We start from the raw sequence: 19,749 nt of genomic DNA, 5'->3' as shown, positions 1-19,749 counted from the left end.
TCATCCCTCGATCATTCTGGTGGAGGAGCCCCCCTTCGTCGTTGGTGCTCGTTCTTGGCAGGAGGATCCCCCTCCTTGGCGGAGGGGCCCCCTCTAGAGCCCGAACACAGAGGCCGGCGTCACGTATCCCAGGGACTGGTGCGGGCGCTTGTGGTTGTAGAACTCCAGGTATCTGGCGATCCCTTCCCGAGCCTGTTTCGGCGTTTGGTAGTCGTGAAGATACACCTCTTCCTGCTTCAGACTCCGCCACAGGCGCTCGGTGAAGATGTTGTCCAGGGCTCGACCCCGGCCGTCCATGCTGATCCGAATCCCATGATTTAGCAGGACGTCCGTGTACTTCGGGCTGGTAAAATGACTTCCTTGGTCGCTATTCATGATCTCCGGCGTCCACTGCCGCAGGGCCCGATGCAAGGCCTTGAGAACAAAATCCATATGCAGGGTTTGATCCAGCTCATAGCTGACCACGTAACGGGAGTACCAGTCCAGGATCGCCACCAGATACATCCAGCCATGCGCCATGCGGATATACGTGATGTCGATGCCCCAGACCTGATTCGGACGCTCGATCTTCAAGCCGTGCAACAGGTAGGGATACACCCGGTGTGCCTGGGCGCGCCGGCTCAAATTGGGACCCGGAGTGATGCCGGCAATCCCCATTTCCCGCATATGACGCTGGACGGCCTTGCGGTTGACGGTCCAATGTTCACTGCGTAAAATGGCCGTGATGCGCCGGGAACCGTAGAACGGATGCTCCGTGTAGATTTGGTCAATCCGGTGTTTGAGCCTCACCTCCTCCTCGGATGGTCCGACCGGCCTGTAGTACAGGCTGGACCGATTTAAGCCCAGAAGCTCGGCCTGAACGGCGAGCGGGAGTTCACGTTCTTGGAAATCGATGAGAGCCAGCCTGTCCTCTCGACTGAGCGAGGCGAGATTTTTTTTCCAACCAAGACAATTGTGTGCTCAGGCGACCGACCTCCGCATACAATTCTTGGATCTTGTCTTCATATTCTGAACGAATTTTTGCCAGCTGTTTATTCTCAGGTTCAAACGCTTGTGGCCAGTTTTCCAAGGCGATATCCCGCCACTGGCGGAGTTGATTGACATGAACACCATATTCGGATGCCAATTGCGAGAGCGTCTTTTCCTCTTTGAGAATTTCCAGGACAACTTTGGTTTTGAAGTCAGTATCATACTTTTTTCTCGGCATGGACCTACCTTAAAATCTCCCTTCTTGTTGTCCAGTTTCTTGGGTCCATTATAGTGATTGTGGCTCACAAGGACCGGCTGGTCCGGTTTGGGTTTGATTTCTTGGAGGACCTGTTTGCACGGTTCGGTTGCGAGATTCTGGTGGTCAACAAGGCCGAGGACATGTCACCGGCCCAGGAACTGGCCGAAGATTTAATAAGCATTGTCCAGCATTTTGCGGTAAAACTCTACGGGTCAAGAACCTACAGGGCGCGGAAACTGACCAAAGCCGTTCGGGAGGAACTATCCGGTGCGACAGACGATCCGACAAAAGAGCCTGCCGCTGAATCGTGAGAAATGGAGGCAGATCGTCGAAGTGGCCGAGGCGTATTCCCGGCAGAAGGACGCCTTCTTGGTGGAGTACGCGCAGGTGAAGTCCCTCAAGGATCTGGGGTATAAACGGAGAATTCGAGATGAACGGGTGGCCGCCGGGTTTGTGAGTCCCTTCGGGCTTCAGGCCCGGCAGTGGAAGCTGGCCTTGGAAGACGCCTTATGGACCTTGGAGCGACAGTGGGAAGCGGCGATTGCCGAGGTGCGGGACCGTCTTCACCGCAACGGGGGGTTAACCCCGAAGGAGCGCGATTATGCCTTCTGGTTGCTGGACAAGTTCGGGGACAGGCCCCGGGATTGGAGAAAGATTGAGGCGGTTTTTCGGGATGAGGATCTGGCCGGGAAAAAGACCGAATTGGAGCCGGCCGGGCGGAAGAAGATCCGCCACGGGCTGAAGCGGCTGTTTCGCCGGGTCCTGGGAAAGAGGCCGCGGGTCAGGAAAGCCCGGAGTTTTGTTGTGGATCAGCAGATGTACCGAGTGTTCATGGTGGGCAACCGGCAGTATGTGGCGGTGATGGGGTTGTCCCCGGGAAAAAGGATCGTGATCCCCCTTTCCGGGATTCACAAGCTGAGGGGCAATCTGCGGGTGGTTTTGCTGCCGGACGAACAGGCGGTGGAGATTCATATGAGCCGGGAGCCGAAGACCTACCCGGCCGGGGAGGAAGAGGCGGGAATCGACCTGGGAGTCACCGAAGTTCTGACGGACGACTCGGGGAAGAAGTATCGGCCGGAGTACGGCCAGGCCCTGCAAGAGATGTCGGACCACATGCTGGACAAAGGACGGAAACGCCAGAAGCTGTGGGCGTTGTATCGCAAAAACCGGGAGCGGGACCCGGGAAAGGCCAGGCGAATTCGGCGGCACAACCTGGGGCTGGTGAAACAGCACAAGCGACACAGGCGGTACCGGGCGTGGTGCGAGAACGAGATCAACCGGGCGTTGCGGGCGTTTTTTCGGGAACGCCGGCCAAGGGTGATCGCTTACGAAGATTTGTCCCACCTGCGGGGGAAGGCGAGGAACAAGGGGCTGTCCCGCAAGGTGAGCCAGTGGCAACGGCAGGCGATCCGGGAGCGACTGGAATACTTGTGCCATGTGTATTCCATAACCGATCCGGGACCGGTGAACGCCGCTTATACGAGCCAGACCTGTCCCTGTCCCGGATGCGGCTGGGTGGACGGCAAGAACCGCAACGGTGATTCGTTCCGGTGCCAAAAGTGCGGATATGAAGGAGATGCGGACCATGTGGCGGCGACCAATGTGAAGGGGCGTCTTCGCGACCAGGAGATCACAAAGTACACCCCACACAAAGAAGTCAAAAGGATTTTGCTGAAGCGCTACTGGGAGAACCACGCATGAATGAATCAGAGTTCCCGGGATGTTCCCGGGAGGACGGGACAGGGACAGGCCTGGCGGGAGAAAGACCGTGAGGGCGTGCGGGGGTTGGCGAAGGCCGCACGGAACACGGCTTTGACGATGAGGCGCAAGCGGAGCGCCGCCGGGTGGCTGATCCTGGGGGGTTCGGCAAAACGGCCTTCCGGGTTGGCGAAACCGATCCCTGTCCTGCCGGTGGGAGACGCGCAAGCGTCGAGGGACCACCCCGCCGTTTGGAAACTGTCGGTGTCGGGCGCTGGTCGGCGGACGACCTGATGGTACTGTTTCGGGCGGGACTCCAGATGCTCGGCCCCAGGGCCTCGCCAATCGGGTCTTCGGGGAGCAGCCAGCCTCTCGGAGAGCGTAAACTGTTTTGCTGTCAAGTCTGTCAATGTTTGATAGAAGTTGATAGAAAAAATGAAACAGCAAATCTGGACGTGGGGGATGAGCATGGTTCACAGGTGGCAAAAACGGTGTCCCGCTCTTGTCTCCGCTCTGTTGGCCTTATTCGTTTCCATTGGTTTGATCGGCTGTGGCGCCCCGGCTGCCGAGCAGTCGGCGACAGCACCGCCCACCGCCGCGGCAGCGCCCTCGGTCACCCAGTCTACCGACAAGGCCGCCGGCAACTCCGCCCCTCCGACCTCTCCGATACCCGCGGCCGCGCCGACCGTTTCGGCTCCATCGCCGCAGTCGGGGGCAGCCCAGGGATGGATCGCAGCCCACATCACCAGGGTGGTGGACGGCGACACCATGGAGGTGTCGTATAATGGAAAGCAGGATACGATCCGCCTGCTTTTGATCGACACGCCGGAAACGCACAAACCGAACACCCCTGTGGAGCCCTTTGGCCCCGAGGCGTCCGCCTACGCCGAACAGGTCCTGGCCGGCCGGGACGTGAAGCTCGAACTCGACGGCCCCCAGCGGGACAAATACGGCCGGCTTCTCTGCTACCTGTGGGTCGGGGACCAACTGTTCAACAAAATGCAGATTGAGAAGGGCTATGCCCGGGTGGCCTATGTATACGACCCGCCGTACAAACATTACGATGAACTGGTGGCGGCGGAACAAAAGGCGAAAAGCGCTGGCATCGGCATTTGGTCGATTCCGGGCTATGTGACGGATGAGGGTTATCATCCCGCCGCTGCGGGATCAAAGGGCACCGCTGCGGGCAGCACTGCCCCGGCGCCGAACCACAATTCATCCTCGGTCTACTACCGCAACTGCGCCCAGGTGAGGGCGGCGGGGAAGGCCCCGCTTCACCGCGGGGATCCGGGGTACCGTCCCCAGTTGGACGGTGACGGTGACGGGATCGCCTGCGAATGAGCCGGGCCCTCTATTTCGGGCCCCGGCGGCGCCCTTGCGGCATCCCTGGGGAGGGGCGAAGAGTCCCCAGAAGGTACCGCCCGGATCTTTGAAAGGCGCACGCCCATCAGCAACAGAGCCGACAACGCCGCCAAAGCGGCGGACACCGCGAACAGAATTATAAAATGTGGATGATCTGCCGGTCCAAGCCGGGGAGCTGGGGACGCAGCGAAAAGATAGGTCAGAAGCTTCCGTATTATTCAATCTCCGAGGTCGTCCCCAGCTACCGGTTGTTCGCTGTCTCCCCTTGTGTCCGAATAACTGAACATCTGTGTAATTATCGTACATACTGGCTAAAATTGCATCATCCGCGGGTCTTCATGATTTTACAGCTTTCTCTGGACCATCGACCCTCACCGGATTCTTCGCTCCCGGCTGAGGCTGGCATAGAACTTGCTAACTCAATCGTATTGAAGGGCAGAGGGGGGAGTGAGTTGGACAACAAATCGATCGTGGTTGAGCTCAACGACCGGGTGGCGATCATTCGACTGAATAAACCGGAGATGCGAAATGCCCTGACGGAGGACCTCACCCGGGAGCTGATCGACGCGATCCGCCGGATGGACGAAGATCCCGACGTGGGTGCCATGGTGCTGACGGGCATGGGTAAAGCGTTCTGTGCCGGCGGAGATTTGAATGAATTCAAGAAGAATATTGACAAATCGGCTCCGCAGTTGTACGAGGAAGGCCTGTGGTCCACCGAGTTGTTCAAACTGGGGGCGGTGGTGCGGACCCCGCTGATCGCCGCAGTGAACGGTCCGGCTCTGGGGGGCGGATGCGGGTTGGTGGCTATGTGCCACGTCGCTTTGGCCTCGGACCGTGCGATCCTGGGGACCACCGAGCTCAAGTTGGGCCTCGTGCCCTATGTGATTTTACCGTGGATCCGGCGGGCGGTGGGCCATCGCAGGGCCATGGAGATGATGCTGTCCGCGGAGGTGTTGACGGCCGAGCAGGCCGAGAGGATCGGTCTCGTTCACCGGGTGGTCCCCCACGAGCAGCTGGAAGAAGAGGCGCTGACCCTGGCCCGGCGGATTGCTTCCCTGAGCCCTCTGGCCGTGCGGCTGGGGTTGGATGCCTTTTACACCACCGAGCAGATCGACCTGCTGAAATCTTTTGATGTGCTCAGCACCCAGCGCATTGTCTCGTTCCTCAGTGAGGATCTGAGGGAAGGGGCGACGGCATTTCTCGAGCGCCGTCCCCCGGAGTGGAAGGGACGGTGACCCGCGGATGAGAACGGTGCGGATCGGGGCGGCGGAAGGATTTTACGGGGACGCGGTGGAGCCGTCGGTGGATATTGCGAAAAACGGGGATGTTCAGTATCTCTGTTTTGATTGTTTGGCGGAGCTCACCATGGCCATTCTCGTCAAGGACAAGCAAAAAGATCCCTCGAAAGGGTGGTGCAAGGACATCACCCTCTACATGAACGCCCTTCTTCCCTATGTCCGGTCGAAGGGCATCAAGATCCTGACGAACGCGGGGGGCATTCATCCCGAAGGAGCGGCCCAGGAGGTCATCCGGTTGGCCCGGGAAAAGGGGGTCACGGGGATCCGGGTGGCGGTGGTCACCGGCGACAACCTGATGGAGCGCCTCGATGAGCTGCAGGCCGCGGGGGTTCGGCTGGAGCACATGGAAACCGGGGCCGCTCTGGAGACGGTGCGCGACCGGCTGCTTTTCGCCAACGCCTACCTCGGGGTGCGGCCCATCGTTCGGGCGCTGCAGATGGGGGCGGACATCGTGATCACGGGACGCACCACCGATACGGCCCAGTTTCTCGCCCCCCTCGTCTATGAATTCGGATGGAAGGAGGACGAGTGGGACGCGCTGGCCCAGGGGATCCTCATGGGCCACCTGATGGAGTGCTCCGCCCAGTCCACAGGGGGGAATTTTAGCGGTAAATGGTGGGAGATTCCCGACATGGACCGGATCGGCTATCCCATTGCCGAGGTGCGGGAAGACGGGGAGTTCGTGCTGACCAAGACCCCCACCAGCGGGGGCCGGGTGAGCGTGGATACGGTCAAAGAGCAGATGCTTTACGAGATTCACGACCCCGCCGCCTATGTCACGCCGGATGTGGTGGCGGATTTCACCACCGCCCGGCTGGAGCCTGACGGTGAGGACCGGGTGCGGGTGGCCGGGGCCACCGGGCGTCCCCGGCCGGAGACGCTCAAGGTGGTGATGGGTTACCGGGACGGCTATATGGGCCAGGCGATTCTCGGGTACTCCTGGCCCGATGCCCTGAGAAAGGCCCGAAAAGCCGAGGAGATCATCCGCAAACAGATCGAGCGCCGGGGTCTGACCTATGATGAAGTGCGGGCGGATTACCTGGGGTACAACTCGCTGCACGGCCCCACGGTCCCCGAACCGGAAGGGGAATTGAACGAAGTCTACCTGCGCATGGCGGTGCGGGCAAAAACGCTGAAGGACGCCGCACAGTTCGGCCGGTTGTTCCCGCCGCTCGCCCTGGACGGACCGCCTTCGGTGGCGGGCCTCGGGGGCATGATGCCGCCCCGGGAGCTCCTCGGGATGTGGTCTAGTCTTGTACCCCGGAACCTGGTGGAAGACCGGGTGGAGATCCGGATCGAGGAGGTGTGAGGGGTGGCCAAAGTGCAACTGAGATCTGTCTCCCAGGTGCGGTGCGGGGATAAAGGCAACACGGTGAACATCGCGCTGTTCGCGCCGAGCGATGCCCTGTACCGGGTGTTTCTCCGGGAGGTGACCCCCGAGCGGGTCAAAGCTCATTTTCGCGGGTGGATCGAGGGGGAGGTAATCCGCCACGAAGTGCCCAACCTGCTGGCGCTGAATTTTGTCTGTCGGGATGCCCTGGGCGGCGGGGGATCCGGTTCCATCCGGGTCGACAATCTCGGCAAGTGTTTCGGCAGCAATTTGCAGCGCATGGAGATCGAAGTGGAGGACGAGATTTTGGCGGAGAGATGACAATGACTGAGGAATTTGTGGATGAACTCCCGAAAACGGCCACCGGGAAGATTCAAAAAAATGTCCTTCGTGATCGTTATTGGCAGGGCAGAGACAGGATGGTGAACTAACCTGGAAGGGACTCTTCGGGAAGGAGAAAGGGGGGACTGGGTCCAATGGGAGAGCTTGATCACCCGAATCGAAACCCGCGGTTCGACGGGGATGGTATCTCCCGGATCAAGGACAATGATACAAGAGCGAACACGGCATTCGGATTCGACGATCGTGGAAAAGATTAGGCGATTTGAAGAAATCCCTTCCTGGGCGATGGTGGGGCTGCGGGTGGAGGATGCGGGCCCCGGCTGGGCCGAGCTGCGTTTGCCTTTTCACGAGCGGCTCCTCCAGGCGATGGGACGGGTCCACGGTGGATTCATCGCGATGCTGATCGACTCGGCGGTGGCAGCCGCCCTGTGGCCGACGGTGGAAGACGGGCAGGCCATCACCACGGTGGATCTCAAAGTCAACTACGTCCGCCCGGCTGTGGATCAAGACTTATTGGCGATCGCGCATGTACGCCACAGGGGGCGAACGACCGGCTTGGCCGATTGTTCCGTGGTCGATGCGGCCACCCGGAAGGAGATCGCCTTCGGGGTGGCTCTCTATATGATCGTTCCTGCCTGAACCGGGCGCATGAGTCGATGCCGGAGTCCGCATCCGTTGCATTGTGCCGGCATGCCGTGTCGGCGACAAGGGAGACGTCACGTTTGGAGTGAACGATCAGGAAGCGAGAAGCTTGCAAGGGGGGAACGAGGCCATGCGAATTGACAAATCATTTGATGCTTTTGAAATCGGGGAGCGGTTCGTGTCTCGGGCCCGGACGATCACCGAGGCTGACCTGGTGATGTTTGCGGCGTTCACCGGGGATTGGTATCCGCTGCATACTGACGCAGAGTACGTGAAGCAGACGCCTTTCAAGCAGCGCATCGCCCACGGCATGCTCGTGTTGTCAGTGGCCACGGGATTGGCGAGGCTTGAGCCGGGTTGGGTGGTGGCGTTTTATGGGATGGACCGGGTACGATTCGTGAACCCGACCTTCATCGGGGACACCATTCATGTCGAGGCCGAAGTGGTGGAAAAAGAGGACAAAGGGGCGAAGGGCGGGGTGGTGACATTCCGGCAGGAGGTGAAAAAACAGACGGGGGACGTGGTGGCGAGCGCAGTGATGAAGGTGTTAGTGGCCAAAGGGTGAGCGTCGAGCGGCCCGCGGCGGAAGGACGAAGGGGCGGAAACAGAGACTGCATTGCGAAAGAAAGGAGCAGCGGCATGGGTGAACGGGAGCAGCGGGTGATTCGGGAGAGGCAGCGCATCCAGCGGGGCGGGCCTCCCCGGGGGCATCAGAAACAGGCCGAGGCGGGGAAAAAGTTTGTCCGGGATCGGCTGGCCCTGTTTTTCGACGACCAGGAACCTTACACAGAATTCGGTCAATTCGCCCGCTGGCCGGACGAGGAGCTGCCGGGAGATGGCGTCGTCACGGGAACCGGCCGGATCGACGGGCGGACCGTCTTTTTTGCCGCCAATGATTTTACCGTCAAGGCCGGATCCATCGGTCGGTACCACGGGGAAAAACTCGTCCGCGCTCAGGAGGCGGCCCTGCGGGCGCGAAAGCCCATGTTATACTTGGTGGATTCTTCCGGGGCCCGGATCGACGAGACCGGAGGACACCATGTGGACAAGGGAAGCGCCGGAAGACTGTTTTACATGCACAGTATCATGTCCGGTTCGGTCCCACAGGTGGGCGTGCTGTACGGCACCTGTTTCGCCGGTACCGCCTACACCCCGGTGTTCACGGACCTTTTAGTGATGATGAAGGATGCGGCCATGGCTATCGCGTCGCCCCGAATGGTGGAGATGGCGATCGGACAAAAGGTTGGACCTCGGGAACTCGGTGGAGCCCAGGTTCATCTGAAAAACGGATCGGCCCATTTTGTAGTGGACAGCGAAGAAGAGGCCGGGGCCTTGGTTCGGCGGATTTTTTCCTATCTTCCTGATTCGAGTGAAAATTCGCCTCCTCCAGGGGAGCTCCGGGAGCCGGCACTGGATCCGGCAGCTATTGACGAGATCATTCCCGCCGACCCGAACCGCCCCTACGACGTACACCGCCTGATCGATGCTGTCGTGGACCGGGACAGTTTTCTTGAAGTCAAGGCCGGGTACGCCGATGAACTGGTGACGGGCTTTGCCCGCCTGGGGGGGCGGGTGATCGGGGTGGTGGCCAACCAGCCGGCGGTGAAAGGGGGGACGCTCTTTCCGGAGAGCTCGGATAAAGGGGCGGAATTCGTGTGGATGTGCGACGCTTATAACATCCCGCTCCTGTTTCTCGTCGACACCCCGGGATTCATGGTGGGCACGGCGGTGGAGAAAAATGCGATCCTTCGGCGGGGACGCAAGTTCATTTTCGCCACGTCCTGCGCCACCGTCCCCAGGATCTGCGTGGTGGTTCGCAAGGCCTACGGGGCGGGGATCTATGCCATGTCCGGGCCTGCCTATGATCCAGAGCTGACTCTGGCTCTACCCTCGGCGGAGATCGCGGTCATGGGGCCCGAGGCAGCGATCAACGCGGTCTATTTCAATAAGTTGCAGGCCGTCGAAGACCCGGTTGAACGGGATCGCTTAGTCGCCCGTCTGCGCGAAGAATACCGGGCGGGATATGATATTTTCAAACTGGCGGGGCAAATGGTGGTGGATGAACTGATCCCACCCCGAGAGCTGCGGAACGAGCTGTTGCGGTATTTTGAGATTTATGCGGACAAGAAGATTTCACTGCCGCCGCGCAAGCACGCGACAATTCTTTAAATTTCCGAAAGCGAAAATGGGAGGTGCACGAGATGGACGCGGTGTCGGTGGTCAACCGGGTGGCCCTGGGGGATATCCTGCGGCGGAGCGCCCGGCGGTTTCCGGATAAGACGGCCCTGGTGGACGGAGAGACTCGGGTGACGTATCGGGAGTTGGACGAGAGGACCAATCAATTCGCCCATTATTTGTTGTCGTCCGGTTTGGCCCCCGGAGACCGGGTGGCGACGATTTGTCAGAATTCGCATCTCTTTGTGACGGCCTATTCGGGGATTCAAAAAGCGGGGATGGTGTGGGTGCCCATCAACCCCGGACTCGGGCCCGATGACGTGCGGTACATCCTCGACCATTCCGAAGCCCGGGTCGCGGTGGCAGATGATCTCATTCTTGCCGACCCCCGGCGGCGGGAGGCCATCGCCGGGCATGTGGAACGGCTGCTGGTAATTCCTTACGAGGGGTTGGACCTGGGCCAAGTAGGGATCTCCTTCGAGTTGACCCTGGACGGCCAGCCCGGCGAAGAACCGGATGTGGACATTGCCGACCGGGATCTGGCCCAGATCATGTATACCAGCGGAACCACCGGGCGGCCCAAAGGGGTGATGCATTCGCACCTGTCGGTGTTCGTGGCGACCTTGAGCAACCTTATCGAGATGGACGTGCGCCGGGACGATATCGCCACGGCGATGATGCCGCTTTTCCACTGTGCCCAGCACGTCATGACCACCGGCTTTTTGCACATCGGCACCACCAACGTGATCATCCGGCGTTTTGATCCGGTGGCGCTTATGCAAACCGTGGAGCGGGAGCGAATCACCTGGGTGTTCGCCCTGCCCATGATGTACCGGGCCTTGCTCGACCACCCGGAGCGAAGGCGGTTCGACCTGTCGTCCCTGCGCTACTGCCTGTACGCCATGGCCCCGATGGATGAGCGGACTCTCCGCCGGGCCATCGGAGAGTTGTGCCCGAATTTCGCTCTGGGAACGGGTCAGACCGAAATGTATCCCGGCACGATGATTTTCGCGCCGGAAGAGCAGCTCCGCCGGTTCGGCTCGTACTGGGGCGCGTCCACCATCATCAACGACACGGCGGTGATGGACGATGAGGGCCGGATTCTTGGCCCTGGCCAGGTGGGCGAAGTGGTCCACCGCGGACCGAACGCCATGATGGGCTACTATAAGCAACCCGAGGCCACGGAAGAAAGTCGAAAATTCGGGTGGCATCACACCGGGGATCTCGGCATGTGGGATCCCGACGGCCAGCTCATTTTTGTCGACCGCAAAAAAGACATGGTAAAAACCGGCGGGGAAAATGTGCCCTCGATCAAGGTGGAGACAGTGCTCTTGGCACATCCCGGAGTGGCCAATGCCGCGGTGGTGGGTTTGCCCCACCCGAAATGGTCCGAGGCGGTCACAGCTTTTGTGGTGCGAAAGCCGGGGTCGCAGGTGACGGAGGAGGCACTCCTCGCCCACTGCCGGGAACATCTCGGTGGCTTCGAGGTGCCGAAGATGATTCGCATGGTGGAGCAATTGCCACTCACCACCACGGGGAAGGTGCAAAAGCACGTGCTGCGGGAACAATATCGGGACCTGTACGCCGAAGGCCCGTCTCACGGGCAGGGGTGAGATCATCCTCATGAGAACTGGGCCATATGCCGGGTGCTGGTTGTCCGGTGGCACACCCGGGCAATGGAGGTGAAAGACTGTGGCGTCAATGGGAATCGGCCGATGGTTGAGCCGGCGGGAGGAGCTCAGCGGGGAGAAAGTGGCGCTGGTGTGCGGAGACCGGAGATGGAGCTGAAGACAGTCCTGCGCCGGGGATGAGGTCACCCCGCCGCAGGGCAACGAGGAGAAGGAGATGGACAGGATGCCGTATCCGCCCTATTTTACAGAAGAACACGACCGGTTGCGGGAATCGGTGCGCCGATTTGTCGAAAAAGAAGTAAAACCTTATGTGGACGAATGGGAAGAGCAGGGGGAGTTCCCGAAGTCGATCCTGCGCCGCATGGGGGAGCTGGGGTTCCTCGGCCTGCGGTACCCCGAAGAGGTGGGCGGGCAAGGGGGAGATTATTTTTCCAGCATCGTGATGGCTGAAGAGTTGGCCCGGTGCGGGGCGGGGGGATTCCCGATGGCCGTCGCCGTCCAGACGGAGATGGCGACGCCGCCGATCCTGAAGTTCGGCACCCCGGAGCAGAAAAAACAATTTCTGGAACCCGCCCTGCGGGGAGAGAAGTTGGCCTGCCTCGGCATCACCGAGCCGGATCACGGGTCGGACGTTGCGGGGATTGAGACCCGGGCCCGCCGGGAGGGGGACGGATGGGTGATCCGGGGAAGAAAACTCTTTATCACCAATGGCCCCCGGGCGGATTTTATCACCCTGGTGGCCCGGACCTCGGATGAGCCGGGGTATCGGGGGATAAGTCTGTTCTTGGTGGAGATGGACCGCCCCGGCGTCTCGGTGGGGCGGAAACTCGACAAAGTCGGCATGCGCTCTTCGGACACGGCGGAGCTTGTGTTCGACGATGTTTGGGTCCCGGCGGAGAGTCTGCTGGGGGAGGAAGGGAAGGGCTTCTATCAGATCATGTGGGAGCTGCAGGGAGAGCGGATGATCGCCGCGGCGGGAGCCGTGGCCACCGCCCAGTACGCCCATGAGCTGGCGCTGGCCTATGCAAAGGAACGCCGGCAGTTCGGCCGGCCCATCGCCGGGTTCCAGGTGGTGTCGCACCTTCTGGCGGAAATGGCGGTGGAGATCGAGGCCTGCCGGCAGCTCACTTACTCCGTCGCTTGGCGGTTTGCCCGGGGCGAGGTCCCGAGCAAGGAGATCTCCATGGCCAAACTGGCGGCCAGTCAGACAGCCTTTTGGGTGGTGGACCGGGCCCTGCAGATTTTCGGGGGCAATGGCTATATGGCCGAGTATCCCATCGAGCGCCTGTGGCGGGACGTGCGACTCAATCGCATCGGAGCCGGAACGGATGAGATCATGAAAGAGATCATCAGCAAGGAAATGGGCCTGTGACGACCGAATCGGAGGGATGGGAGATGGAGCACTGGCTGTTCACAAAGGAGCATGAGCAGTTCCGGACGGCGGTCCGGCGCTGGGTGGAAAAGGAAATCGCCCCCCGGGTGGAGGAGTGGGAGCGGGAGGGACGGGTGCCCCGGGAGATGTACCGCCGGGCCGGGGAGCTCGGGTATCTCGGGTTGAAGTTTCCGGAAGCGTACGGCGGCAGTGATGACCTGTTGGCCGACGCCATCTTCGTGGAGGAGATCGCCCGCTGCGGGTCCGGGGGCGCGGCCGCAGCCTTGACGGCGACGACGGGGATCGGGGCGACGCCCATCTGGCGGTTCGGAAATGAGGAACAGAAGCGCCGCTATCTGGTCCCGGCGATCCGGGGGGAGAAAATCGCCGCCCTGGGGGTCACGGAACCCGATGCGGGGTCGGATGTGGCCTCCATGCGCACCGTGGCCCGGCGGGAGGGGGATCACTACGTTCTGACCGGCAGCAAAATGTTCATCACCGGCGGGGCGTCGGCCGATTATGTGTGCGTGGCGGCAAAAACGGATCCCTCGGCGGGGCATCGGGGCGTGAGTATGTTCATCGTCGAGGCGGGGATGCCCGGATTTTCCGTCGGGCGGACGCTGAGGAAACTCGGCTGGCGGGCCTCGGACACGGCGGAGTTGATCCTGGATGGGGTGCAGGTGCCGGCGGAGAACCTCGTCGGCGAAGAAAACCAGGGATTTCGCTATATTATGATCAATTTTCAATGGGAGCGGATCATGTTGGCCCTCTCCAGCGTGGCGGCGGCGGAAAAAGCCCTGGAGGACGCCCTGCGCTACAGCCGCGAGCGCACCCAGTTCGGCAGGCCCATCGGCACGTTTCAAGCGCTGCGGCACAAAATGGTGGACATGGCGGTGGATATCGAAAAGGCCCGGAGCCTGACTTACCGGGCGCTTTATCTGTATGCCCGGGGAGAAGATGTGACGGTGGCGGCGAGCATGGCCAAAGCGTACGCCGGGGAGATGGTGAACCGGGTGACGGACGCCGCCCTGCAGATTCACGGCGGCAACGGCTACATGATGGAATATCCGGTGCAGCGCTATTGGCGGGATGCGAGGATCATGTCCATCGGTGGGGGGACCACCCAGATTATGTATGAAATTCTGACCAAACGGCTGGGAATTGTGTAATCCCGGGACCCCGTTGGTCGCTCTCCCCCGGGACGCCGGCTGGCCAAGGCCTCCAGACCTCGTCTACATCCGACTCAACGAGCTCAAAATCTGATACAATGATCACAGGTGATCGTGAGTGGGTACCTCTGAGAATGCTGTAAGCCGCAGCATCCTGATAGACAGAGGTACCCTTTTCCTTTCTCAGATTTATAGACATGATATCCGTCAACTTTTGGACAGGCAGTCCCGTCAGCATTGGAACATTATGGCGTAGTGGTAGCAGTGAACCAATGGAAGGTTTCGACCGGCGTTGTTTTGTGTTATGGTTACTCGAGGAGGGATCGGGATGAAAATCGAGTTTTTCCACGACGTCCTTTGTGCTTGGTGTTATGTGATATCACCTCGTGTCAGGCAGCTTGCGGAAGAGTTTCCGGACGTGGAGATCGTTCACCGTTCCTTTGCATTGGCGCCGGGACCGGAAGACATCGGCAGGATGTTCGGCTCGAAAGAGAGAGCCAAGCGCGAAATTTTGAATCATTGGAAAGCGGCGAATGCAAACGATGACGAGCGCCGCATTCGTGCCGAGTTGATGGAGACGCGGGACTTTGACTATCCTCATTCCCTGCCCGGTCTCATGGCCTGCAAAGCGGCGGAATTTCAGGGAGGGCAACGAGCACACTGGGATTATTTTGACCGGGTGCAAAAAGCTCACCTGACGGAATGCAGAAACATTGCAGACGGGGAGGTCCTTCTCGACTGTGCCGGGGAGGTCGGCCTTGACGTCGAAAGGTTTGAACAAGATTTCCAGAGCGATCGGGCCCGGCAGGCGGTGGAAGACGACGTCCGTCGCGCCCGGGAGCTGGGCATACGCGCTGTGCCTTCACTTGTCGGCACCGGTTCCCTCCTCGTCGGGGCTCAGAGATATGACAGCCTGAAAACGTGGTACATCAACCAACAAGATCCGCGCTGAGAAACACCGGGCGTCTCAAGCACCCGGCTCGCGCGGGTGCCGTTTGGGATGAGCCGTCAACCAAGCGCTTGACGAATGGCGCTCTGAGTAATATTCCGATGTGAGGTGTCCCAAACCGCCTTTTTATTGCGAATGAGCAGGACTTGGGGCGATTGGTGAACGACGTTCAGATCATTGGCGACGGCGTTGGAGACATCGCGCGACTCAATGACCTTCACCACGACATACTCGGTGTTTTCGTCCGGAGTTCCGCTCAGATAGGACTGAAATTCCTTCCATGCGTTCGCACTGATGGGGCAACTGGTACTGTGCTTGAAAACAAGAACGGATCGTTCACAAGATTTCTCCAATACGTCCAGCCACTCCTCATGGGTTGTGATTTCTCTCCATTGGGGCATCGCCCAAGCACTCCTTTCTACATGGATCTGCATGGACACGATTCCACATCACATGCACCGAGTCCCGACAGTGGGAGGGATATAGAGGTGACGCACGGGCGGCCGAGCGCTATGGACGCGCCTTGTGAATCTTCACATTAATAATGATACACTTTGCTTCAAGACAAAGTCAAACGAGACCGGCACTTTTCGCACCCAGTGGCTGGACGAGGGGAGATTGTCGCAGGGCGCCTCAGGCTGGATGATCTCATGCGGGCCCAACGGATCAGGTTCATCAACCGCGCGTGGCTGGGGCTCGTTCCTGTGACCGACGGTAACCACGGGCAACCGGCTAAAAGCGGGAGTGCAACCATCTCAACAGTGGGAATCCTGTGCAGAGACGTTGTGCTTTGAGAACCTGACGATCAACGAGGTGAAGGGGGGAAGCCTGATCGGAATCAGGCGCACGTCTGTGGAACGACAACCGCAAGTGTTTCGCTATATCGCCGGAGCTGAGGATCGCGGGAAAACGCTGGAAGAGATTCTGCGCCGGGGCGGGCTGTCCGGCCGCAGGATCCGTCGCCTGGCGCGGGAGAAAAAAATTCTCGTCAACGGCCGGGTCAGTTTTTTGGCCAAACCGATGAAACCCGGGGACCGGGTGGAGGCGGACCTGCGGGAGATCGGACGAAAAGCGGGGACAACCGAATCCAACCCGTCCATCCCCATCCTATATGAGGACGACTGGGTGCTGGTGATCGATAAACCCGCGGGACTCGTCGTTCACGCGCCGGCCCCTGCCCGGCGCACCGGGCGACCGGGGACCACCTCTCTGGCGGATATTCTCCACAGCCGGGGGGCCGCCGCCAACCCGCCCTGGGTGCCCCATCTGGTTCACCGGCTGGACCGGGACACCGGCGGGGTGCTGCTGGCGGCCAAATCGGCGCACATCCACGCCCGTTTAGACCGAGCGCTTCGAGAAGGGGGCATACACCGGATTTATTCCGTCGTCGCGGAGGGAAACGCCATGGAAATCCCCGAACGCATTGAGCTTCCCGTCGCACCAGACCCGGGCCGCCCGGGGAGATTCCGTCCAGCCGAACCGGGGGATGCCGGCGCCAAACCCGCCGTGACTCGGGTCTGTGGACGGAGGTTCATCCCGTTGCCGGCGCCGGCCGCGCCCCGGGGCTCGCCCTTGGACGAGCCCCGTTGGAGCGCCCTCAGCGGAGTCACCTTTCTCGACGTCTCCCTGGAGACCGGGCGCACCCACCAGATCCGCGTTCATCTCTCGGCTCTGGGCCACCCGATCCTGGGCGACCGTTGGTACGGCAGCCGGCACCCGAATCTGCCCTTGATGCTGTTCGCCCGAAGCCTCACCTTTCCCCATCCCGCTGATGGGCACAGCGTAGAGGTCGCAGCCCCGTTCCCCGAGACTTGGCGCCCGTGGCTGACAGGCGCCCCGGCGGGCGAAACCTGATTCTACCCCTCGACGCCGACCTCGAGTCGTTGCCCTGTAGGCGTCAGTGATCCTTTGGCGGATGTTCATCGCAGAATGATCCTGAAAATCGAAGCGTTGGAGAGCCGGCTTGCGGCGTTCGGCCGGCCTGGGGTTGTGGCAAGCCGGCCGCCCGTCCCGGGCGCGGCGCGCCGGATCGCCCATCGGCGCGGCGCCATTGCGGCCCTATGGAGCTCGACATATAATAAACGAGACGATGACGAGTTTGCGCGCCACCGCGCCGACGCGAAGGAGAGGATTTTGAGGATGCTGCGTTTTTTGACGGCGGGGGAATCCCACGGGCCGGAGCTCACGGCGATCGTGGAAGGGTTACCCAGCCGGCTGCCGATCCGGTCGGCGCTCATTGACGAACAATTGCGAAGGCGTCAGCAAGGGCATGGCCGGGGGGGACGGATGCGCATTGAAAGCGACCGAGTGGAGATCACCAGTGGTCTGCGCTTCGGCCTGACCCTCGGCACGCCGCTTACGATGCGGATTAGAAACCGTGATTGGGAGAATTGGAAAACGAAAATGGCGGTGGAAGGGGATCCGCCCCCCGAGGCGAAACCCGTCACCAAACCCCGGCCCGGCCACGCGGATCTGGCCGGGGTGCTCAAATATAACCACGATGACGTGCGCAATGTGCTGGAGCGCTCCAGTGCCCGCAATACCGCAACTTTGGTGGCGGTGGGGTCGGTGGCCCGGCAATTGCTCGCGCCGTTTGGCATCCGGATTTTTAGCCATGTGGTGGAGATCGGCGGCGTGGAAGCCAAAAAGTTTCCGAAAACCCTGGAGCAGATTGCCGATGCGGCAGAGTTGTCCACGGTGCGGTGCGCCGACCCCGAGGCTGCGGAGAAAATGGTGGAGGCCATCGACCAAGCCCGGCGGGAGGGCAACACCCTGGGTGGCGTGTTTGAAGTGGTGGCTTTGGGAGTGCCCCCGGGGTTGGGGAGTTATGCCCACCCGGATCGGCGACTGGACGGCCGTCTGGCCGGGGCACTGATGAGCATTCAGGCGATCAAAGGCGTCGAGGTGGGGTTGGGATTTACGGCGGCCCGGTTGCCGGGGTCCGAGGTGCACGATGAGATCGGGTACGATCCGGAGAAGGGGTATACCCGGGACACCAATCACGCCGGGGGGATTGAGGGCGGGGTCAGCAATGGCCAACCCGTGGTGGTCCGGGCGGCGATGAAGCCGATCCCGACTTTGTACAAGCCTCTGCGGAGTGTGGATATTCATAGTAAAGAGTCGTTTCAAGCCAGTGTGGAGCGGTCGGACACCTGTGCCGTGCCGGCGGCCGCGGTGGTGGGCGAGGCGATGACCGCCTGGGTGCTGGCCCTTTGCTTTCGGGAGAAGTTTTCCGGGGATTCTTTGGAAGAGGTCAAAGCCCAGTACCGGGCGTACATGGAGATGGTGAGCCGCCGATGAGCCTTTGGGATGAAGTGTGGGACGTGGTGTGGGTGGAGCTCGGGGATCGGCGGTACCCCATCGTGGTTGCGGACGGCGCCCTGGACCAGGCGGGAAAATGGATGCGCGAGGTGGGACTATCGCCGGGGTCCGCCCAGCTCATCGTAACCGATGAAACGGTGGATCGTGCGGGCTACCCCCGGCGGGTGGCCGCGGCTTTGACCGCCGAGGGGGTCCGGGTGGAGACGGCGGTCGTCCCCGCCGGGGAACCGACAAAATCCTTGGAATGGGCATCCCGGTTGTGGGAGGCGGCCCTGGCGGCGGGACTGGACCGGCGTTCGACCATCTGGGCCGTGGGAGGCGGGATGGTCGGGGATCTGGCGGGGTTTGTGGCTGCAACCTATATGCGGGGGATCGCCTTCGTCCAGGTGCCCACCACGTGGCTCGCCCACGATGCGGCGGTGGGCGGAAAAGTGGCGATCAATCTCCCCGAGGCCAAGAATGTGGTGGGCGCCTTTCATCAACCGCGCTTGGTGCTGTATGATCCCACGGTTCTGGATAGCCTTTCCACCCGGGACGTGGCCTCGGGGTTGGCGGAAGTGGTGAAACACGCCTGCATCCGAGACGCCGAATTGTTTCATGAGCTGGCGGAGCGAGGGAACGAGTTATTGCACCTTGCTGGCCCGGACCGTGGGCGGCTGTTGGCCCGGTCTTGTGCGATTAAAGCCCGGGTGGTGGAAGAAGACGAGAAGGAGAGCGGTGCCCGGGCTCATTTGAATTTTGGTCACACGCTGGGGCATTCCCTGGAGACACTGGGAGATTACCGCCGTTATCGCCACGGCGAAGCGGTGGCGGTGGGCATGGTGTTTGCGGCCCTCCTGTCCGAAGACTGGCTGGGGGCCCCACCCGAGACCGGCGAAAGGATTGCCCGTTTATTAGAAGGAATCGGATTGCCTGTGAGGATTCCCGAAGAATTTACCGATGATGATCTGATCCATCCCATGTACAAAGACAAGAAGATGATCGGTGGGCGGTTGACCTTCGTGTTGTTAGAAGACATTGGCCGGGCCCGGTCTGTGACCGGGATTCCAGAAGAGGCGGTGCGGCGGGTGCTCGGCCGCCATCGGCGCCAGTTTCCCCCTCGAGGGTAAACCCGGGTTTTTCCCGGGGTTGACGCAGTTTCCCCGGCGTAGTAGAATGCAACCAAGTTCAGGAGGTTCGTGAGATTCGAGCCGTCTGGGAGCCGAGGGAGAGCAGTAGAGATCAGTGAA

General features: G+C 61.0%; 18 protein-coding genes and 1 pseudogene. 17 read left to right on the top strand and 2 right to left on the bottom strand.

The features are described from left to right. Window positions 1-93: 93 nt before the first annotated feature. Window positions 94-1,207 (bottom strand): IS3 family transposase gene (locus tag BTUS_RS08645; RefSeq protein WP_013074454.1). Its coding sequence is split into 2 segments (ribosomal slippage): window positions 94-940 and window positions 939-1,207, totalling 1,116 coding nucleotides; the frame shifts between segments, so codons are not numbered across the junction. A gap of 53 nt (window positions 1,208-1,260) precedes the next feature. Here BTUS_RS08645 and BTUS_RS08635 point away from each other — a divergent pair. From BTUS_RS08635 to BTUS_RS08570, 14 genes and pseudogenes are all read left to right on the top strand, one after another. Next, window positions 1,261-1,539: pseudogene (locus tag BTUS_RS08635) on the top strand (recombinase family protein); the annotation flags it as partial. A 61-nt stretch (window positions 1,540-1,600) separates the two neighbouring features. Continuing rightward, on the top strand, window positions 1,601-2,929 hold the full coding sequence (locus BTUS_RS08630) for an RNA-guided endonuclease InsQ/TnpB family protein (protein ID WP_013075728.1): 1,329 nt from the start codon (window positions 1,601-1,603) through the stop codon (window positions 2,927-2,929). Beyond that, window positions 2,930-3,220, top strand: a complete 291-nt coding sequence (locus BTUS_RS08625) for a hypothetical protein (RefSeq protein ID WP_013075727.1) — start codon at window positions 2,930-2,932, stop codon at window positions 3,218-3,220. It begins immediately after the preceding gene. A gap of 141 nt (window positions 3,221-3,361) precedes the next feature. Further along, window positions 3,362-4,267, top strand: a complete 906-nt coding sequence (locus tag BTUS_RS17505; protein WP_083780305.1) for a thermonuclease family protein — start codon at window positions 3,362-3,364, stop codon at window positions 4,265-4,267. A gap of 473 nt (window positions 4,268-4,740) precedes the next feature. Next, window positions 4,741-5,526 (top strand): enoyl-CoA hydratase/isomerase family protein, encoded by a 786-nt coding sequence (locus BTUS_RS08615; RefSeq protein ID WP_013075725.1) that lies wholly within the window; start codon window positions 4,741-4,743, stop codon window positions 5,524-5,526. Window positions 5,527-5,533: 7 nt separating this feature from the next. Next, a complete protein-coding gene (locus BTUS_RS08610) occupies window positions 5,534-6,898 on the top strand; it encodes an acyclic terpene utilization AtuA family protein (RefSeq protein WP_041303995.1) in 1,365 nt (454 codons plus the stop codon). 3 nt (window positions 6,899-6,901) lie between these two features. Continuing rightward, a complete protein-coding gene (locus BTUS_RS08605; RefSeq protein WP_013075723.1) occupies window positions 6,902-7,240 on the top strand; it encodes an AtuA-related protein in 339 nt (112 codons plus the stop codon). A gap of 264 nt (window positions 7,241-7,504) precedes the next feature. Further along, entirely contained in the window at window positions 7,505-7,900 is a 396-nt protein-coding gene (locus tag BTUS_RS16855; RefSeq protein ID WP_169307954.1) for a PaaI family thioesterase, read from the top strand. Between the two features lie 133 nt (window positions 7,901-8,033). After that, window positions 8,034-8,468 carry a MaoC/PaaZ C-terminal domain-containing protein gene (locus tag BTUS_RS08595; protein WP_013075720.1) on the top strand — a complete coding sequence of 145 codons (435 nt, stop codon included), beginning with the start codon at window positions 8,034-8,036 and terminating at the stop codon, window positions 8,466-8,468. Between the two features lie 74 nt (window positions 8,469-8,542). Next, window positions 8,543-10,072 carry an acyl-CoA carboxylase subunit beta gene (locus tag BTUS_RS08590; protein ID WP_013075719.1) on the top strand — a complete coding sequence of 510 codons (1,530 nt, stop codon included), beginning with the start codon at window positions 8,543-8,545 and terminating at the stop codon, window positions 10,070-10,072. Window positions 10,073-10,104: 32 nt separating this feature from the next. Then, a complete protein-coding gene (locus BTUS_RS08585) occupies window positions 10,105-11,691 on the top strand; it encodes an AMP-binding protein (RefSeq protein WP_013075718.1) in 1,587 nt (528 codons plus the stop codon). Window positions 11,692-11,923: 232 nt separating this feature from the next. Further along, window positions 11,924-13,081 carry an acyl-CoA dehydrogenase family protein gene (locus tag BTUS_RS08580; RefSeq protein WP_041303993.1) on the top strand — a complete coding sequence of 386 codons (1,158 nt, stop codon included), beginning with the start codon at window positions 11,924-11,926 and terminating at the stop codon, window positions 13,079-13,081. Between the two features lie 23 nt (window positions 13,082-13,104). Beyond that, window positions 13,105-14,250, top strand: coding sequence for an acyl-CoA dehydrogenase family protein (locus BTUS_RS08575; protein WP_013075716.1), 1,146 nt, complete (start codon window positions 13,105-13,107; stop codon window positions 14,248-14,250). A 328-nt stretch (window positions 14,251-14,578) separates the two neighbouring features. After that, window positions 14,579-15,202: a DsbA family oxidoreductase gene (locus BTUS_RS08570; protein WP_013075715.1), complete on the top strand. Its 624-nt coding sequence runs from the start codon at window positions 14,579-14,581 to the stop codon at window positions 15,200-15,202. A 56-nt stretch (window positions 15,203-15,258) separates the two neighbouring features. On the opposite strand, the gene ytxJ is transcribed toward BTUS_RS08570, so the two are convergent. Next, on the bottom strand, window positions 15,259-15,600 hold the full coding sequence (gene ytxJ / locus BTUS_RS08565; RefSeq protein WP_013075714.1) for a bacillithiol system redox-active protein YtxJ: 342 nt from the start codon (window positions 15,598-15,600) through the stop codon (window positions 15,259-15,261). Window positions 15,601-16,051: 451 nt separating this feature from the next. Between ytxJ and BTUS_RS08560 the strand changes: the two genes are divergently transcribed. The 3 genes from BTUS_RS08560 to aroB all read left to right on the top strand — a co-directional run bounded on the left by BTUS_RS08560 (window position 16,052) and on the right by aroB (window position 19,629). Further along, complete coding sequence (locus tag BTUS_RS08560) at window positions 16,052-17,053, top strand: RluA family pseudouridine synthase (protein ID WP_123809265.1); 1,002 nt, start codon at window positions 16,052-16,054, stop codon at window positions 17,051-17,053. 285 nt (window positions 17,054-17,338) lie between these two features. Next, entirely contained in the window at window positions 17,339-18,499 is a 1,161-nt protein-coding gene (aroC, locus tag BTUS_RS08555; RefSeq protein ID WP_041305460.1) for a chorismate synthase, read from the top strand. Beyond that, window positions 18,496-19,629, top strand: a complete 1,134-nt coding sequence (gene aroB, locus BTUS_RS08550) for a 3-dehydroquinate synthase (RefSeq protein ID WP_013075711.1) — start codon at window positions 18,496-18,498, stop codon at window positions 19,627-19,629. Before aroC ends, aroB begins: the two co-directional genes overlap by 4 nt. The last annotated feature ends 120 nt before the right edge of the window (window positions 19,630-19,749 follow it).

It is taken from the genome of Kyrpidia tusciae DSM 2912, from assembly GCF_000092905.1.
GTDB classification, from domain to species: Bacteria; Bacillota; Bacilli; order Kyrpidiales; family Kyrpidiaceae; genus Kyrpidia; species Kyrpidia tusciae.
Note: the sequence above shows the minus strand (reverse complement) of the source record. Positions and strands in the feature narration are given on the sequence as shown.

What these genes read in the sequence shown, in the direction of transcription:
- BTUS_RS08595 (WP_013075720.1), top strand. Translation starts at nt 8,034, where the DNA reads ATGCGAATTGACAAATCATTTGATGCTTTTGAAATCGGGGAGCGGTTC.
- BTUS_RS08585 (WP_013075718.1), top strand. Translation starts at nt 10,105, where the DNA reads ATGGACGCGGTGTCGGTGGTCAACCGGGTGGCCCTGGGGGATATCCTG.
- BTUS_RS08580 (WP_041303993.1), top strand. Translation starts at nt 11,924, where the DNA reads ATGGACAGGATGCCGTATCCGCCCTATTTTACAGAAGAACACGACCGG.
- BTUS_RS08610 (WP_041303995.1), top strand. Translation starts at nt 5,534, where the DNA reads ATGAGAACGGTGCGGATCGGGGCGGCGGAAGGATTTTACGGGGACGCG.
- BTUS_RS08625 (WP_013075727.1), top strand. Translation starts at nt 2,930, where the DNA reads ATGAATCAGAGTTCCCGGGATGTTCCCGGGAGGACGGGACAGGGACAG.
- BTUS_RS08570 (WP_013075715.1), top strand. Translation starts at nt 14,579, where the DNA reads ATGAAAATCGAGTTTTTCCACGACGTCCTTTGTGCTTGGTGTTATGTG.
- ytxJ (WP_013075714.1), bottom strand. Translation starts at nt 15,600, where the DNA reads ATGCCCCAATGGAGAGAAATCACAACCCATGAGGAGTGGCTGGACGTA.
- BTUS_RS08575 (WP_013075716.1), top strand. Translation starts at nt 13,105, where the DNA reads ATGGAGCACTGGCTGTTCACAAAGGAGCATGAGCAGTTCCGGACGGCG.
- BTUS_RS08590 (WP_013075719.1), top strand. Translation starts at nt 8,543, where the DNA reads ATGGGTGAACGGGAGCAGCGGGTGATTCGGGAGAGGCAGCGCATCCAG.
- BTUS_RS17505 (WP_083780305.1), top strand. Translation starts at nt 3,362, where the DNA reads ATGAAACAGCAAATCTGGACGTGGGGGATGAGCATGGTTCACAGGTGG.
- aroC (WP_041305460.1), top strand. Translation starts at nt 17,339, where the DNA reads ATGCTGCGTTTTTTGACGGCGGGGGAATCCCACGGGCCGGAGCTCACG.
- aroB (WP_013075711.1), top strand. Translation starts at nt 18,496, where the DNA reads ATGAGCCTTTGGGATGAAGTGTGGGACGTGGTGTGGGTGGAGCTCGGG.